Annotated in this window: 12 protein-coding genes, 4 tRNA genes and 1 pseudogene; 14 read left to right on the forward strand and 3 right to left on the reverse strand. The window is 60.6% G+C overall.

Going from position 1 to position 14,283, the window contains the following annotated elements; all coding sequences use genetic code 11:
• Positions 1 to 101: 101 nt before the first annotated feature.
• The 12 genes and pseudogenes from DY250_RS05105 to DY250_RS05160 all read left to right on the forward strand — a co-directional run bounded on the left by DY250_RS05105 (position 102) and on the right by DY250_RS05160 (position 8,420).
• The gene (locus DY250_RS05105; RefSeq protein WP_115611342.1) at positions 102 to 1,706 is read left to right on the forward strand and encodes an AmpG family muropeptide MFS transporter; all 1,605 of its coding nucleotides are present in this window, start codon (positions 102 to 104) and stop codon (positions 1,704 to 1,706) included.
• 64 nt (positions 1,707 to 1,770) lie between these two features.
• Positions 1,771 to 2,742, forward strand: a complete 972-nt coding sequence (locus DY250_RS05110) for a bile acid:sodium symporter family protein (protein WP_115611343.1) — start codon at positions 1,771 to 1,773, stop codon at positions 2,740 to 2,742.
• A 1-nt stretch (position 2,743) separates the two neighbouring features.
• Positions 2,744 to 3,610, forward strand: coding sequence for an NUDIX hydrolase (locus DY250_RS05115; RefSeq protein WP_245951033.1), 867 nt, complete (start codon positions 2,744 to 2,746; stop codon positions 3,608 to 3,610).
• Positions 3,611 to 3,614: 4 nt separating this feature from the next.
• Complete coding sequence (locus DY250_RS05120) at positions 3,615 to 4,142, forward strand: GNAT family N-acetyltransferase (RefSeq protein WP_115611345.1); 528 nt, start codon at positions 3,615 to 3,617, stop codon at positions 4,140 to 4,142.
• A gap of 98 nt (positions 4,143 to 4,240) precedes the next feature.
• Positions 4,241 to 4,315, forward strand: a tRNA-Lys gene (locus DY250_RS05125).
• Between the two features lie 35 nt (positions 4,316 to 4,350).
• A tRNA-Lys gene (locus tag DY250_RS05130) sits at positions 4,351 to 4,425 on the forward strand.
• Positions 4,426 to 4,437: 12 nt separating this feature from the next.
• Positions 4,438 to 4,513: transfer RNA gene (locus DY250_RS05135), tRNA-Lys, on the forward strand.
• A 331-nt stretch (positions 4,514 to 4,844) separates the two neighbouring features.
• Positions 4,845 to 5,635: pseudogene (locus DY250_RS05140) on the forward strand (IS5 family transposase).
• Positions 5,636 to 5,669: 34 nt separating this feature from the next.
• A complete protein-coding gene (locus DY250_RS05145) occupies positions 5,670 to 6,362 on the forward strand; it encodes a LysR substrate-binding domain-containing protein (protein ID WP_115611346.1) in 693 nt (230 codons plus the stop codon).
• 36 nt (positions 6,363 to 6,398) lie between these two features.
• Positions 6,399 to 7,196, forward strand: a complete 798-nt coding sequence (thiM, locus tag DY250_RS05150; RefSeq protein ID WP_115611347.1) for a hydroxyethylthiazole kinase — start codon at positions 6,399 to 6,401, stop codon at positions 7,194 to 7,196.
• A complete protein-coding gene (thiE, locus tag DY250_RS05155; protein ID WP_115611348.1) occupies positions 7,193 to 7,807 on the forward strand; it encodes a thiamine phosphate synthase in 615 nt (204 codons plus the stop codon). The genes thiM and thiE overlap by 4 nt, the downstream gene beginning before the upstream one ends.
• A 124-nt stretch (positions 7,808 to 7,931) precedes the next feature.
• The gene (locus DY250_RS05160; RefSeq protein WP_006984062.1) at positions 7,932 to 8,420 is read left to right on the forward strand and encodes a PAS domain-containing protein; all 489 of its coding nucleotides are present in this window, start codon (positions 7,932 to 7,934) and stop codon (positions 8,418 to 8,420) included.
• 171 nt (positions 8,421 to 8,591) lie between these two features.
• Here DY250_RS05160 and DY250_RS05165 read toward each other — a convergent pair whose 3' ends face one another.
• Positions 8,592 to 10,073, reverse strand: a complete 1,482-nt coding sequence (locus DY250_RS05165; RefSeq protein WP_115611349.1) for an SEL1-like repeat protein — start codon at positions 10,071 to 10,073, stop codon at positions 8,592 to 8,594.
• A gap of 35 nt (positions 10,074 to 10,108) precedes the next feature.
• The gene (locus DY250_RS05170) at positions 10,109 to 12,106 is read right to left on the reverse strand and encodes a UvrD-helicase domain-containing protein (protein ID WP_115612778.1); all 1,998 of its coding nucleotides are present in this window, start codon (positions 12,104 to 12,106) and stop codon (positions 10,109 to 10,111) included.
• A 118-nt stretch (positions 12,107 to 12,224) separates the two neighbouring features.
• Here DY250_RS05170 and lpxB point away from each other — a divergent pair, with 118 nt between their 5' ends.
• Positions 12,225 to 13,364, forward strand: coding sequence for a lipid-A-disaccharide synthase (gene lpxB, locus DY250_RS05175; protein ID WP_115611350.1), 1,140 nt, complete (start codon positions 12,225 to 12,227; stop codon positions 13,362 to 13,364).
• Between the two features lie 25 nt (positions 13,365 to 13,389).
• Here the strand turns inward: lpxB and pgeF are convergent, their stop codons facing one another.
• The gene (gene pgeF / locus DY250_RS05180; protein ID WP_115611351.1) at positions 13,390 to 14,142 is read right to left on the reverse strand and encodes a peptidoglycan editing factor PgeF; all 753 of its coding nucleotides are present in this window, start codon (positions 14,140 to 14,142) and stop codon (positions 13,390 to 13,392) included.
• Between the two features lie 35 nt (positions 14,143 to 14,177).
• Here pgeF and DY250_RS05185 point away from each other — a divergent pair.
• Positions 14,178 to 14,254: transfer RNA gene (locus DY250_RS05185), tRNA-Pro, on the forward strand.
• Positions 14,255 to 14,283: the final 29 nt, after the last annotated feature.

Genomic DNA, 14,283 nt, shown 5'->3' on the forward strand with positions numbered 1-14,283 from the left:
GTAGGGCGGGGTAGGGGACAGTAACGCAGAACCCCCTCAGTAGGTGAACACGGCGGCGGGAAGGTCTATGATTGCCACCTTTTTCCGACCGACCGCTCCCCATGACCAATCCCCGTTTCTTCCGCTCTGCCGCCATTTACACCGACCGCCGCGCCATCAGCCTCTTTTTCCTCGGCTTTGCCGCTGGCCTCCCGTTCCTCCTTATCTTTTCCAGCTTGTCTATCTGGCTGAATGAAGCGGGCGTTGAGCGCGGCACGGTAACCCGTTTCAGCTGGGCGGCGCTCGCTTATTCCTGCAAGTTCATCTGGTCGCCGCTGGTCGATACCTTGCCGCTGCCGCTCTTGACCCGCCGTCTCGGGCGGCGCCGGGCCTGGCTCGCCGCCGCGCAGTGCGTCGTCACCGCTGCCATCTGCCTGATGGCGCTCATCAATCCCGCCGATGGCGAAGCGCTGTCGCTGATGGCGCTCGCCGCTGTCCTCCTTGGTTTTTCGGCGGCGACGCAGGATATTGTGATTGACGCCTACCGCATCGAAGCGGCGGCGGGCGACAGCGCGATGCAGGCGGCGATGGCGGCGACCTACACGGCGGGTTACCGCTGCGGCATGATTGTTTCCGGTGCGGGGGCGTTGCTGCTGGCGACCTGGTTCGGCTCGACCATGCAGCATTACGATTACGCCGCCTGGCGGGCGACGTATTTCTGCATGGCGGCGGTGATGGGTATCGGCCTCGCCACGACGTTGATATTGCGTGAACCGCCGACCTCCGGCAGCGTCAACACGCTGCGTCCCGTCGCCGATAATCTGCGCCTGCTTGCGCTCTTTGCCGTTGCCGTCGTCGTGCTGATTGCCGTTTACCGCCTGCTCAGCGGTCTGCCCGCCGCTAGCAGCGTCCTCGGCGGTTTTCTGCGCGAGAGTCTGCGTCTTACCGGCGGACTGGCGGCAGCGGCTTTGGTCGGCACGGTGTGCGTGCGTGCGGGGCTGGTCAGCCGTGAGCTGGCGTGGCAGACGTGGCTGGAACCTGTCGCCGATTTTTTCCGCCGCTACGGGCGCGTGGCGGTGTTACTCCTGGCGCTCATCGGCCTTTACCGCAGCACGGATATTGTTTCCGGTGCCATCAGCAACGTGTTCTATCAGGATTTGGGCTACAGCAAGACGGAGATCGCCAGTGCCGTGAAGGTTTTTGGCGTGGTGATGACGCTGGTGGGCGGTTTCCTCGGCGGGATGCTGGCGCAGCGTTATGCGCTGATGCGGATGATGATGCTCGGCGCGCTACTCACCGTCGGCACCAATCTGCTTTTCATTCTGCTGGCTTGGTACGGCGACAAATCGCTGCTTGCCACCGCGCAGGGTTTGCCCGTGTTGCCGCCGCTGGAAGGGGTGATCCACGCCATGCAGGCGGGTGTTGCCACCGCTTTCCGCAGCCATAACTGGCTGCTCTACGGTGTGGTCGGTTTCGACAATCTTGCGGCGGGGCTGGCCAGCTCGGTCTTCGTCGCCTTCCTGTCGTCGCTGACCAGTATCCGCTTTACCGCCGTGCAGTACGCCATTTTCAGTTCGCTGATGACGCTCCTGCCGAAAACGCTTGGCGGCTACTCCGGCAGCATCGTCACCGCCGTCGGCTATCCCGCCTTTTTCATGATTACCTCGCTGATCGGCGTGCCGGTGCTGCTGCTCGTGTACTGGGCGGAGCGACGCCTGCGCCCGTGATGCGTATGGGTTTCGGCGGGGCGCGGCTATACAATAGCCGCCCCCTTTATTCTTTCGCTTGCCCATGAATCCCATCCGCCGTCTGCGGCTTGACCCTTTCCTCATGATGATCCTGCTGATGGTGCTCGCCGCGACCATCGTCCCCGCACAAGGCATCGGCAAGACCTTCTTCAAGCACCTCACCACCGCTGCCATCGCCCTGCTGTTTTTCATGCACGGCGCCAAGCTCTCGCGCGAAGCCATTCTTGCCGGCGTCGGCCACTGGCGGCTGCACAGTCTGGTGCTGGCGACGACGTTCATCCTCTTTCCGCTGCTCGGCCTCGCCTTGTACCCACTGACGCCGTCGCTCATTCCGCCTGATATTTACCAGGGTTTCCTCTATCTCTGCGCCCTACCCGCTACGGTGCAATCCGCCATCGCCTTCACCTCGGTGGCGCGCGGCAACATCGCCGCCGCCGTGTGCAGCGCCGCGCTATCCAGCCTGCTTGGCGTCTTCCTCTCGCCTGTGCTCGTCGGCCTGCTCCTCAGTGCGCAGGGGCAGACGGATCTGTTCCATTCGGTGCAGGCGGTCATGCTGCAACTGCTGCTGCCTTTCGTCCTCGGTCATCTCTCGCGGCCATGGCTTGCCAACTGGATCAGCAAAAACCGCCGCCTGATTAAAATCACCGACCAGTCTTCTATCTTGCTCGTCGTCTATACCGCGTTCAGCGAGGCGGTGCTGGAAGGCATCTGGGGAAAAGTGAGCGTGGCGACGCTGATTCTCATCGCCGTCGTCTCCTGCCTGCTGCTCGCCATCGTCCTCGTCTTCACCACTTACAGCGCCCGCGCCCTCGGTTTCAGCAAGGAAGATGAAATCACCATTGTCTTCTGCGGCTCGAAGAAAAGCCTCGCCAACGGTATCCCGATGGCGAACATCCTCTTTCCGCCTGCGACCGTCGGCATCTTGGTGTTGCCGCTGATGCTCTTCCACCAGATTCAGCTGATGGTCTGCGCCGTCCTCGCGCAGCGCTATGCCCGCCGTCCACAAGAGAACTGACATGACCTACCTCACCCGCATCCAGCAACTCAACAGCGCCAACCTCGCCGAATACCGCCCGCTCATTCTGGACGGCGACGCCGTCGGCCTCATCTGGGAACACAACCTTGCCCGCCTGCAGGCGCACGGCATCGTTCTGCGAGAAGAGGGCGCGCGCTACATCTGGGACGCCCCCGCCGACTTCGCCGCTCGCAACCGTCTGCTCGCCAATCTCGCCGCCGCGCTCTATCGCAGCGGCTACATCAGCGGCTGGCGGGACGAAAAACTGCCGCTACTTGCCAGCCTGCATCATCCCGCCCGCGCCCTGATCGAACGTGCCGCCGCGCCGGTGCTGGGTGTCTGCGGTTACGGCGTACATGCAAACGGCATCACCGAACGCGACGGCGTGCCGCATATGTGGATTGCCCGCCGCGCGGCAAGCAAATCCGTCGAACCGGGCAAACTCGACCAGATTGCCGCTGGCGGCATCCCGCATGGCATCGGTATCCTTGCCAACCTCATCAAAGAAAGCGGCGAAGAGGCGGCTATTCCCGAAGCTCTGGCGCGGCAGGCGCGACCCGTCGGCACCATCAGCTACACCGCGCAAACCGAAAACGGCATCCGCGCCGATCTGCTCTACCTCTACGATCTGCATCTGCCAGCGGATTTCCGCCCCGTAAACCGTGACGGCGAAGTCGCGGAATTCCTCTGCCTGCCGTTGGACGAGGTCGCCCGCCTTGTACGAGAAACGGAAGAATTCAAGCTGAATTCCGCCGTGGTCGCCATTGACTACCTCATTCGCCACGGTTACCTCACGCCGGACGACATTCCCGAGTATCCCAACCTCTGCCGCGACATCCGCCGCATTCACCCGCTGTTAGGACAATAAGCCCATGCAGATCCGCATCATTACCCCGACCCTTGCCCATGAAGCCGCCTTGCTTGCCTACCAGCAGGCACTGGCGGCGACCGGTGTTCCCGTGCACGGTGCCTATTTCGACCTCTTTCCGGACATTCCGTCCTGGCTTGCCGCCTGCGCCGCCCCGGCGGGAACACAGCTGCCAAACGGCATCATCAAAGTGGCGGATAGCAACTGGATTGCCTGGGATGACGACAGCGCTCGCGTGATTGGCGTGATTAACCTGCGTCACACGCTGAACGATTACCTGCGTGCCTACGGCGGTCACATTGGCTACGGTGTCCATCCCGCTTGTTGGAATCAGGGTATCGCTACCCGGATGCTGACGCACGCGTTGCAATACAGCGATTCTCTCGGCCTCCGTGAATTACTGCTGGTGTGCGCGGTGGATAATCCCGCTTCGGCACGAGTCATCGAAAAAAACGGCGGCGAACGACTGGATATCGTCAACCATGAAGGTGAGCTCCTCTACCGCTACCGCATCCGCCGCAACGATGCATAGCCCCGTGTCAGCAAAAACAAAAACCTAGCAAAAGATTGCCGCAAATGCCTTGCATCGAAAAAATAATTTGGCATAATGCGCGCCCTCAAACGGATAATGGGTCGTTAGCTCAGTGGTAGAGCAGTTGGCTTTTAACCAATTGGTCGAAGGTTCGAATCCTTCACGACCCACCATTTAACCTTCCGTTTGCCTTTTTCTTTATACCTTGGGGTCGTTAGCTCAGTGGTAGAGCAGTTGGCTTTTAACCAATTGGTCGAAGGTTCGAATCCTTCACGACCCACCACCGCTTTTAAACGGGCCGTTAGCTCAGTTGGTAGAGCAGTTGACTCTTAATCAATCGGTCAAAGGTTCGAGCCCTTTACGGCCCACCAAATCCTTCTTTGATTATAATCTCCTTGTTGAGATGCCGCGCAAATAGCGCGGCTTTTTTATATCCGTTTGCCGGAAGCTCTGTTTTCGGCGTAATGGACAAATTTCAGGTGGTGTCCTGAAAAGTATGCTGACAGGAATATCGGTAAACAGGAACTAAAAAGGCAACGGGCAGATGCATTATTTTATGTCGGTGAAAATACAATCAACACTCTGTTACCCCCGTTGCCACGGGCAGAGTATAAAGAGGCGTAATGGACAAAACGGGTGCTAAAAAACGCCGCAGCCCTTATAACGTGTTCATAGTCTCCGTCTCTGCTGTAAACTATCGGCATGAACAGAAAAGCCTACCCAAGCGATATCAGTCGCACACAATTCGCCCCCCTTCTCCCTCTTTTGGAAAGTGCCCGTAAACGCACAGCACCGCGCAAAGTGGATTTGTACGATGTCTCGTGCCATTCTCTATCTGCAACGCACTGGCTGCTCCTGGCGCGCTTTGCCGGGCGATTTCCCCAAATGGCGCACCGTGCATTCCTACTTCCGGAGATGGACTGAGCCACGCGAGAGTGGCATCAGCATCCTTGAGGAAGCATTAAAAAAATCAGGTAGTTGCGGAGCGCCGCAAGCAGGGGCGCCATGAAGCAACCACTTTCCTGATTATTGATGCGCAGAGTGTGAAGAACACGGATACCGCCATGGAAAAAGGCTACGATGCGGGCAAAAAGGTTAGCGGTATCAAGCGGCATATAGCGGTTGACACGCAGGGTTTGCCGCATGCGCTTGCGGTAACGACGGCGGATATTACGGATAGAAAAGGCTGCCTGCTAGCCTTGGAACGTGACAGGGATAATCTTGATGCGGTACAAAAAGTCCTTGCTGACGGTGGTTACACGGGTAAGGCATTTGCTTCGTCGGTACAGGAGTTGATTGGTGCGGAGGTAGAGGTTGCCAAACGAAACGAATTGCACCGCTTTGCGGTATTGCCGAAGCGATGGGTAGTAGAGCGCAGCTTTTCCTGGTTGGAAAAGAACAGGCGGCTTTGGAAAAACTGCGAGCGTAAGTTGAGTACCGGTCTGCAAATGGTAGCTTTGGCTTTCTTGGGAGTCCTGCTACGAAGACTATGAACACGTTCTGACAGAGGCAGGTGAACAACTGCTGATGCGCACCGCCGATGCCCTGCTCGCCCTGCACCAAGCGGTGGACGAAGTAAGGCAAGCGGGCGACGAACCGGCGGGACGGGTGCGTATCACCCTGTCATGCTTCGCCTACCAGCTTATCTTGCGTCTTGTTTTTGCCAACTTCTGCCGTCGCTATCCGCAACTGCAACTGATAATCTTCGTTCACGACGGCACCATTGGCCTCATCAGCAGCGGCTTCGACCTCGGTATCCGCTTCGGCAACGCGCTAGAAGACGGTGTCGTCGCCCGCCTGCTCTATCCGGCGATGCGTGAGGGTCTTTATGCCACTCGCGCCTGCCTTGATGCGCACGGCACGCCGCAGACGCCTGCCGACCTGCTGCACCACCGTCTCGTCGCTTACCGCTTCGTGACTGCGAACCACCTCTACCCGCTGACCCTGCATGAAGACGGGCAGGGCATCAGCATCACCATGCCGACGCCGCTTATCTGTAACGACATCGAGGTGATGGCGGACGTCGTGCGCGACAGCCTCGCTATTGCCCGTATTTTTGAGCCTATCCGCGACTTGCAGGGCGACCACGATGCCTTCATCCCCGTCCTCGAACCCTACTGGCGCCGCTATCCACCGGTGCACCTCTACTACCGCCAGCACGCGCAAAAGGCCTGCTGCGTGCAGGTGCTGATTGACTATCTATTGGGGAAGCCGCTATAAACTGCTATCCATCTTCTCTCACTTTCAGGAGTCCGCATGAAGCCATCCCAACCTTATCCCGCTGCATCCGCCCGCGCCCATTGGCAAAAACTGGCACAATCCGTCCCGCTCGTTCATTGTCTGACCAACGATGTCGCAAAAAATTTCACCGCCAATGTGCTGCTGGCAGCAGGGGCGTCGCCGGCGATGATCGAGGCAGAGGAGGAATGCGGCGCGTTCACCGCCGCCGCCGACAGTCTGCTCATCAATATCGGCACCCTACACAACGGCCGCCTGCCGGGGATGCGCCGTGCCGCGCGCACGGCAGCCAAGAACAGTAAGCCGTGGGTGCTTGATCCGGTCGCGGTCGGCGACCTGCTCACTTTCCGCAGTGATTTTGCCCGCGAATTGCTTGCTTTCCGGCCAACGGTCATCCGTGGCAATGCCGCCGAGATTTTATGGCTGAACGGTCAAGCTGCGCGGCTGCGCGGTGCCGACAGCCTTTCGACGCCGGAGGAAGCAGCGGGCGCGGCGCTGGAACTGGCGCAGAAGCAGCAATGCGTCGTACTGGTCAGCGGTGCCCGTGATTACATCACCGACGGCGAGGTGCTGTGGTTCAACGATGGCGGCGATGTGCGCCAGACGCGGGTCACCGCTTGCGGTTGTGCGCTTTCTGCGCTGGTAGCGGCGTTTTGTACCGTTGCCCCGCCGCTGGATGCGGCAGCGAGTGCTGCCTGGCTGATGAAGCAGGCGGGGAGTCATGCCGCGCGCGCGGTCGGCATGGGCGCGTTTGCGGTGGCGCTGCTGGATGCGCTGAGTTACGACGCCCCGTTTGCCGAGGAGGTGCAATCATGAACGCCTGCAATCTGCATCTTTATCTGGTCTTGGACGCTGCCGCCTGTGGCGAGCGACTGCTCGCCGTCGCCGAAGCCGCCTTGCAGGGCGGCGTCAGCGTGTTGCAGTTGCGCGGCCACAAGACTGCCTGGAGCAAGCGGGTCTGGTACGACACTGCGCTTGCCGTCAAGGCGCGTTGCGCCGCGCATCAGGTACCGTTCATCATCAATGATCAGGTGGATATTGCCCTCGCCGTCGGCGCGGATGGGGTGCATATCGGCCAAAGCGATTTGCCGGCGGCGGTGGTGCGCCGCCTCATCGGCAGCGAGCGGATTTTGGGGCTATCCACGCACAGCGTCGCCCAGGTGCAGGCGGTGGATAGCGGCATCGTGGACTATATCGGCATGGGGCCAGTGTTCCCGACCCGCTCGAAGGCAGATGCCGATCCGGCCATCGGTCTGGATGGCCTCGCGGCGATGGTCGCCGCCAAATGCCTGCCCGGTGTTGCCATCGGCGGCATCAATACGGACAATGTCGCCGCCGTGCGTGCGACCAGTCCGGACGGCATCGCGGTTATTGGTGCCATCTGCGGTGCCGCCGACGCGCTGGTAGCGACGCAGGCGCTGCAATAGGCAGGCAAAATAACCAAAAGTAATATAGCTACCCAAGATGGCACGAAATCTGCTTTATAGCGGTATTCGCCATCCTACCGAGGATGGCGAACGTCCTTTTGTACATCAATTACGAGGCTTTATTATGAAACCGATCCCCGATATGGAAAAACCCGCCGGTGCATCCGAAGCGTTTGACCTGACCTATTACGACGGGCATAAACGCCGTGTCTATGTGACCGATGCCCAGTTCTACCTGACTAACACCATGATGATCTTCTCGCGCACCGATACCGCCGGCTTTATCACCGACGTCAATATCCCCTTCATTGAGGCGAGTGGTTGGGAAAAAGAAGAACTGGTTGGCCAGCCGCACTACATCCTGCGTCATCCGCACATGCCGGCTTCAGCCTTTGAAGACATGTGGGCAACGGTACAAGCGGGCAAACAATGGACGGGGTGCGTGAAGAACCTGCGCAAGGACGGCGGCTATTATTGGGTACGCGCCGTCATCAGCCCGATTATTGAAAACGACAAGATTATTGGCTACAACTCGGTGCGCCGCCGCATTGACAACGCGACCATCAAGGAACATGAAGCGTTGTATGCACAACTGCGCGCCGCCGAGCTGTAAGGCTTTCGCCGCATAAAAAAACCGCCCCCACAGGGCGGTTTTTTTATGCGGTATCTGTTTGAGAAAAAAGCAAGATACTTATCCGGTGCAGTTAAAGCTCCAAACTGTAACAACAAAAAGAAGCAGGACGGGCTGAAGCCCGTCCTGCACCGTTTTATCGCTTCGATAGTATCAGGCGATGTGCGCGTGGCGCGGGCGTTTCCACTTGTCGAGCTGGCGTGCGGCTTGTTGCAGGCCTTGTTCGGCAGCACGCTGCCACCAGGCTTGCATGATTTTCGGGTCTTCTTTGACACCAAGGCCTTCACGGTAGAGGTTGCCGAGCTGGTATTGGGCACGGGCGTGCCCCTGCTCGGCGGCGAGTTCGTACCAGTAGGCGGCGCGGGCGTAGTCCTGCTCGATGCCCTGGCCGTTTTCGTACATGACGCCGAGGTTGTATTGGGCGTCGCTGTTGCCCTGCCTGGCGGCCTGTTCGAAGCTGTGCGCGGCGTGGCGGGCGGCGCGGTTGAAGCTGGCGATGGCACGGCGGTAGCCGGCGTCGCTGTACAGGAGGCCGTTGTTTTCGCGGGTGTTGAGAATGGGGTCGTAGTAGGCGTCGTTGTCGTCTTCGTCGGCAATCGGGTCAATCCAGATGGGGCTGCGCCTGTTTTCGGCTTCGACAGCGGCGATGGTTTCGGGGCTGATGTTGTATTCGATGCTTTTCAGGCTTTGCTGGTATTTGTCGAGTTTTTGCCAGCCTTCGCGGTGCAGGACGCCGAGCGGGTAGTAGTCGGTCGCGCCGTCGTAGGTCATGTCGTAGTAGTGTTCGCCGTCGTCAGCAAGCGGCGGGGTACCCTGGTTGGTGGTCTGGCGGTACCAGTCCACCACGGTGCGCTCCTGGTAGTATTCGAGGCGTGCGATGGCGCTTTCGTTGTCCTGGGCGGCGGCGCTTTCCAGCCAGTAGTAGGCCATGTTGTCGTCCTGCGGCACGCCTTCGCCTTTTTCGTAGAGCAGGGCGAGGCGGTATTGGGCTTTGCTGTCGCCCTGTTCGGCGGCGCAGCCGTACCATTCGGCGGCGATTTCGGGGTTTTGCGCAACGCCCCGGCCTCGTTCGTACATCATGGCCAGGTTGCATTGGGCTTTGGCGTAGCCTTGTTGTGCGGCTTTTTCGTACCAGCGCACGGCGCGGCGGTCGTCCTGGGTGACGCCTTCGCCCCGGAAGTAGAGGTTGCCGAGGTTGTACTGGGCTTCGACGTCGTCCTGCTGCGCGGCCTGGACGAACCAGAAGGCGGCGCGGCGTTCGTCTTTGTCCACACCGATGCCGGCGATGTAGAGGTTGCCGAGGTTGTATTGGGCTTGTTTGTCGCCTTGGATGGCGGCTTTTTCGTACCAGTAGGCGGCCTGTTCGTCGTTTTTTTCAACGCCCCGGCCTTCGCCATACATCCAGCCGAGGTTGCACTGGGCGGCAGCGAAGCCCTGGGCGGCGGATTTTTGGTACCAGTCCAGTGCACGGCGGTCATCCCGGGCGACGCCGTGGCCGTTGGCGTGCATCCAGCCGATGCGGAACTGGGCGGCGGCGTCGCCTTGCAGGGCTTCCTGGTGCCAGGCGGCGTATTGTTCGGCGTCGTGCTGTTCTTCGGGGGGCAGGTCTTTTTTGTTTTTTTTCAGCAGGCTCACGGGTTGCTCCTTGGTTTGTGTGCCGGTGTGTGGCTTTATTGTCGCAGCATTGTTTGCAGGTCGGCAAAGAATTCTTCGTTTTTTTGTTGTTCGGCGGCGGGGTCGGGCGGGGTGCGCCCGTCGTGCCATTGCACGCCGTCTTCGGGCAGTTCGTCGAGGTAGCGGCTGGGCTCGCCCGTTTGCAGTTCGGCGCCCCGGCGGCGGGTTCTGGCGTAGCTGAGGATGAGGGTTTCTTTGGCACGGGTCATGCCGACGTAGAGCAGGCGGCGTTCTTCGCGGATGCCGTCGTCGTTTTCCATGCTGTTTCTGTGCGGCAGGAGTTCTTCTTCGCAGCCGGCAATGTATACGATGGGGTATTCGAGGCCTTTGGCGCTGTGCAGGGTCATGAGCTGGATGGCGTCTTGTTCTCTGTCTTCCCGGTCGAGGATGTCGAGCAGGGTGAGGTGTTGCATGAGGGCGTCGAGGCTGTCGCGTTCTTCTTGCAGTTTGCCGATCCAGTCGCGCAGTTGGTTGACGCGTTTTTGCCGGACTTCGATTTTGGCCGGGGTTTTGTGCAGGTCGTAGAGGTAGTCGTCGTATTCGATGTCGTTGATGACGCGGTTCAGGATGTCGAGCGGCAGGGCGCTTTCCGCCTCACGCTGCATTTGCCGCAGCCATTGGTTGTAGGTTTGCAGGTGCTGGTAGGCTTTGTTGCCGATTTCGCTGGCGAAGCCGATTTCGCCGGCGGCGGTACTGAGCGAGACGCGGCGGCGCGCGGCGTATTCGCCAAGTTTTGCGAGCGTGGCCGCGCCGATTTCTCGCTTGGGGGTATTGACGACGCGCAGGTAGGCGGCATCGTCGTCGGGGTTGTTGATGAGGCGCAGGTAGCCGAGCAGGTCGCGGATTTCGCTGTGTTCGAAGAAGCTGGTGCCACCGCTGATTTTGTAGGGCAGGTTTTGTTCGCGCAGTTGCTGTTCGAATTGGCGCGCCTGGATGTTGCTGCGGTAGAGGATGGCGAAGTCGCTGTTTTTGCGGTTTTCGCGGATTTTGCGCAGGTGGATGTCGCGGATGATTTGTTCGGCTTCGCCTTCGTCGGTGCGCGCGGCGATGACGTGCACGCCTTCGCCTTCGGTCAGGGTGGACCACAGGGCTTTTTCGACGATGTGCGGGTTGTGGGCGATCAGAGCGTTGGCGGCAGCGAGGATTTTCTGGTGGCAGCGGTAGTTTTGTTCGAGTTTGACGGTTTTCAGGGTCGGGTAGTCTTCGTGCAGGTGGGCGATGTTTTCCGGCCGCGCGCCGCGCCAGGCGTAGATGGACTGGTCGTCGTCACCGACGGCGGTAAAGGCGGCGGCTGCGCCGACGAGCAGTTGCAGCAGTTGGTACTGGCTGTCGTTGGTGTCCTGGTATTCGTCAATGAGCAGGTAGCGGATGCGGTGCTGCCAGCGGGTGCGCACGTCGTCGTGGTTTTTGAAAAGGGCAAGCGGCAGGGTGATGAGGTCGTCGAAATCGACGGCGTTGTAGGCGCGCAGGCGTTCGTTGTAGTGGTGGTAGATGTGCGCAGCCAGCACCTGTTCGTCGTTTTGGGCGAGGCTGCGCGCAGTCGCGGGCGCGATGTTGGCGTTTTTGCAGGCCGATATTTGCGCCTGTATCTGCCGGACTTGCGCGTCGTCCTCCTGTTTGCTCAGTTCCTTGATAAGGGTCGCGCCGTCACGGGCGTCGAAGATGGTGAAGTTGCGCCGCAATCCTGCCGCCAGGTGTTCTTTTTGCAGGATGTCGAGACCCAGGCGGTGAAAGGTTGAGATATGCAGGCCGCGCGCTTCTTTGCCGAGGATGACGCGCACCCGCTCGCCCATCTCCCGTGCGGCTTTGTTGGTGAAGGTGAGGGCGTAGATGCTGTTCGCCGGATAACGCGCCTGACGCACCAGCCAGGCGATTTTCTGGGTGATGACGCCGGTCTTGCCGCTGCCGGCACCGGCAACGACGAGCAGCGGGCCGCCGAGGTAGGTGACGGCTTCGGTTTGTTGGGGATTCAGGGCGGGAATAGCGGTGGTCATAAGGGGGTGGGATGTGAGCGGGTGGGCATTGTAGCGCAAGGTGTGGAAGCGTTCTGACGTCGCCTAACGCCGTTTTCGCTGATAATGGCGGGCATCGTTCTTTCTTTGAGATTTTTCTATGACCACGCCTTCTCTTCACATAGCCCTGCTCGCCGGTGAGGCCTCCGGCGACTTGCTTGGCGCGCCGCTCTTGCAAGCGCTGCGCGAACGTCTGCCTCATGCGCGTTTTAGCGGCGTCGGCGGCCCCGCCATGCAGGCGGCGGGCCTGCATTCGCTTATTGATATGGAGCGCCTGTCGGTGATGGGGTTGGTCGAGGTGTTGCGGCATCTGCCCGATATTCTCGCCGCCGAGCGCACGCTGCTGGCGCATTGGGCGGCTGACCCGCCGGATGTGTTCATCGGCATCGACGCCCCCGATTTCAATCTGCGCATTGCCCGCGCCCTGCATGCGCGCGGGGTGCGCACCGTGCATTACGTCAGTCCGTCGCTGTGGGCGTGGAAAGAAAAGCGCATTCATAAAATCCGCCGCTGCATCGATCTGATGCTGTGCCTGTTTCCTTTTGAAACGGCGGTGTACGACAAGCACGGTGTGGCGGCGGTGTGCGTCGGGCACCCGCTGCGCGACCGTCTGCGCATGGTGCCCGCTGCCGAGGCGCGTACGGCGCTGGGTTTGCCGCCGCAGGCGCGCATCCTCGGTCTTTTCCCCGGTTCGCGCCGAGGCGAGGTACGCCGCCTGTTGCCGGTGTTTTTAGAGACCTGGCAACGTTTGCAGGCAGCCGATCCTGCGTTACAAGCGGTATTGTCGCTGCGGCAACCACCGGACAAGGCCAGTGCCGCACTGCTGGCGACGTTGCCCCATGTGCACCGCTTCGATGCGGACAGTGCCACGCTGATGGCGGCCAGCGATGCGCTGCTGCTGGCGAGCGGCACGATTACCCTGGAAGCGGCACTGCTGAATCGTCCGATGGTAGTCGCCTACCGCGTCCACCCTGTCTCGGCGGCACTGGCGCGGGCGTTGAAGCTGCTGAAAATCAACCGCTTTTCCCTGCCTAATCTGCTTGCAGGAGCGGACATCGTGCCGGAATGTATGCAGGAAGAATGCAACCCCGCCCGTCTTGTTGCCGAGCTGACGCCGCTGCTGGCGGATGGCGAGGCGGCAGCACGGCAACGTGCGGCGCTGGCGGCTGTCGCTGCGCAATTGCCGCCGGATGTGTCGGCACGTGCGGCGGACGCAATCGTGCACCGCTTCGGCTGGTGATGCGCTACGCAAAATCAGCGGCGCTTCAAACGGTGGCGACGATGAAGCTCGCCATCCGCCCCGCTTGTGCACCGTTGCGGCGGTGCGAGAAAAAGCGCGGATCAGCATAGGAACACAGGCCGCAGTCGGTTATCTGCGTGGCAGGCAGGCCAGCGTCATGCAGTTGCAGGCGGGCAATGGCGGGTAAATCAGCGAGCCAGTGGCCGGGGCGGTTGGCGCGGAAGGCAACGGCGAAGCGCGTATCCAGCGTGGCAAAGCGCTGGAAAAACAGTTCATCCACTTCATAGTTATCCTGGCGGATGCATGGCCCAATCCAGGCGAACAGCCGCTGGGGTGGCACGTTCATCGCCGCAATCGTCGCCGCGAGAATGCCTTTGGAGAGCCCCGGCCAACCGGCGTGTACCGCTGCCCAGACGGTTGCCGCTTCATCGGCCAGCAACACCGGCAGGCAGTCCGCCGTCATCACCACCGGCACGTCGCGCGCCGTGCGGCTAATCAGCGCGTCGCCCTCGCAGCCCGCCTGATAATCCGCTGCCTGCCACACTGTGGCGCTGTGTACCTGACTCAGCCACAAGGGGCGAGCGTCCGGCGGCAGATGCGTGGCAAACAGCATCCGCGCGGCAGCGACGCGTTCCGGCGTATCGGCAACGTGCCGCGCGAGATTGAAACCCTCATTGACCAGCGGCGATGCCGTCAGCGTTGTCCCGGCGATGAAGCGGTCGGCCAGCGGCCAATCCGCCGCCAGCCACGGTTTCTCCTCAAGAAAAAGCGCTTGCATAGACCCTCCAAATTCCTATAATGCACGCCTCGCGTCGGAGTGTAGCGCAGCCTGGTAGCGCACTTGCATGGGGTGCAAGGGGTCGCAGGTTCAAATCCTGTCTCTCCGACCATCGAACAAAAAACGCCCAACCTTTCCGGT

It is taken from the genome of Cardiobacterium valvarum, assembly GCF_900460955.1.
Taxonomy (GTDB): domain Bacteria; phylum Pseudomonadota; class Gammaproteobacteria; order Cardiobacteriales; family Cardiobacteriaceae; genus Cardiobacterium; species Cardiobacterium valvarum.

Coding starts and splice junctions, on each gene's coding strand:
- DY250_RS05110 (WP_115611343.1), top strand. CDS start 1,771: ATGAATCCCATCCGCCGTCTGCGGCTTGACCCTTTCCTCATGATGATC.
- thiM (WP_115611347.1), top strand. CDS start 6,399: ATGAAGCCATCCCAACCTTATCCCGCTGCATCCGCCCGCGCCCATTGG.
- thiE (WP_115611348.1), top strand. CDS start 7,193: ATGAACGCCTGCAATCTGCATCTTTATCTGGTCTTGGACGCTGCCGCC.
- lpxB (WP_115611350.1), top strand. CDS start 12,225: ATGACCACGCCTTCTCTTCACATAGCCCTGCTCGCCGGTGAGGCCTCC.
- DY250_RS05170 (WP_115612778.1), bottom strand. CDS start 12,106: ATGACCACCGCTATTCCCGCCCTGAATCCCCAACAAACCGAAGCCGTC.
- DY250_RS05160 (WP_006984062.1), top strand. CDS start 7,932: ATGAAACCGATCCCCGATATGGAAAAACCCGCCGGTGCATCCGAAGCG.
- DY250_RS05120 (WP_115611345.1), top strand. CDS start 3,615: ATGCAGATCCGCATCATTACCCCGACCCTTGCCCATGAAGCCGCCTTG.
- DY250_RS05145 (WP_115611346.1), top strand. CDS start 5,670: ATGCGCACCGCCGATGCCCTGCTCGCCCTGCACCAAGCGGTGGACGAA.
- DY250_RS05105 (WP_115611342.1), top strand. CDS start 102: ATGACCAATCCCCGTTTCTTCCGCTCTGCCGCCATTTACACCGACCGC.
- DY250_RS05115 (WP_245951033.1), top strand. CDS start 2,744: ATGACCTACCTCACCCGCATCCAGCAACTCAACAGCGCCAACCTCGCC.
- pgeF (WP_115611351.1), bottom strand. CDS start 14,142: ATGCAAGCGCTTTTTCTTGAGGAGAAACCGTGGCTGGCGGCGGATTGG.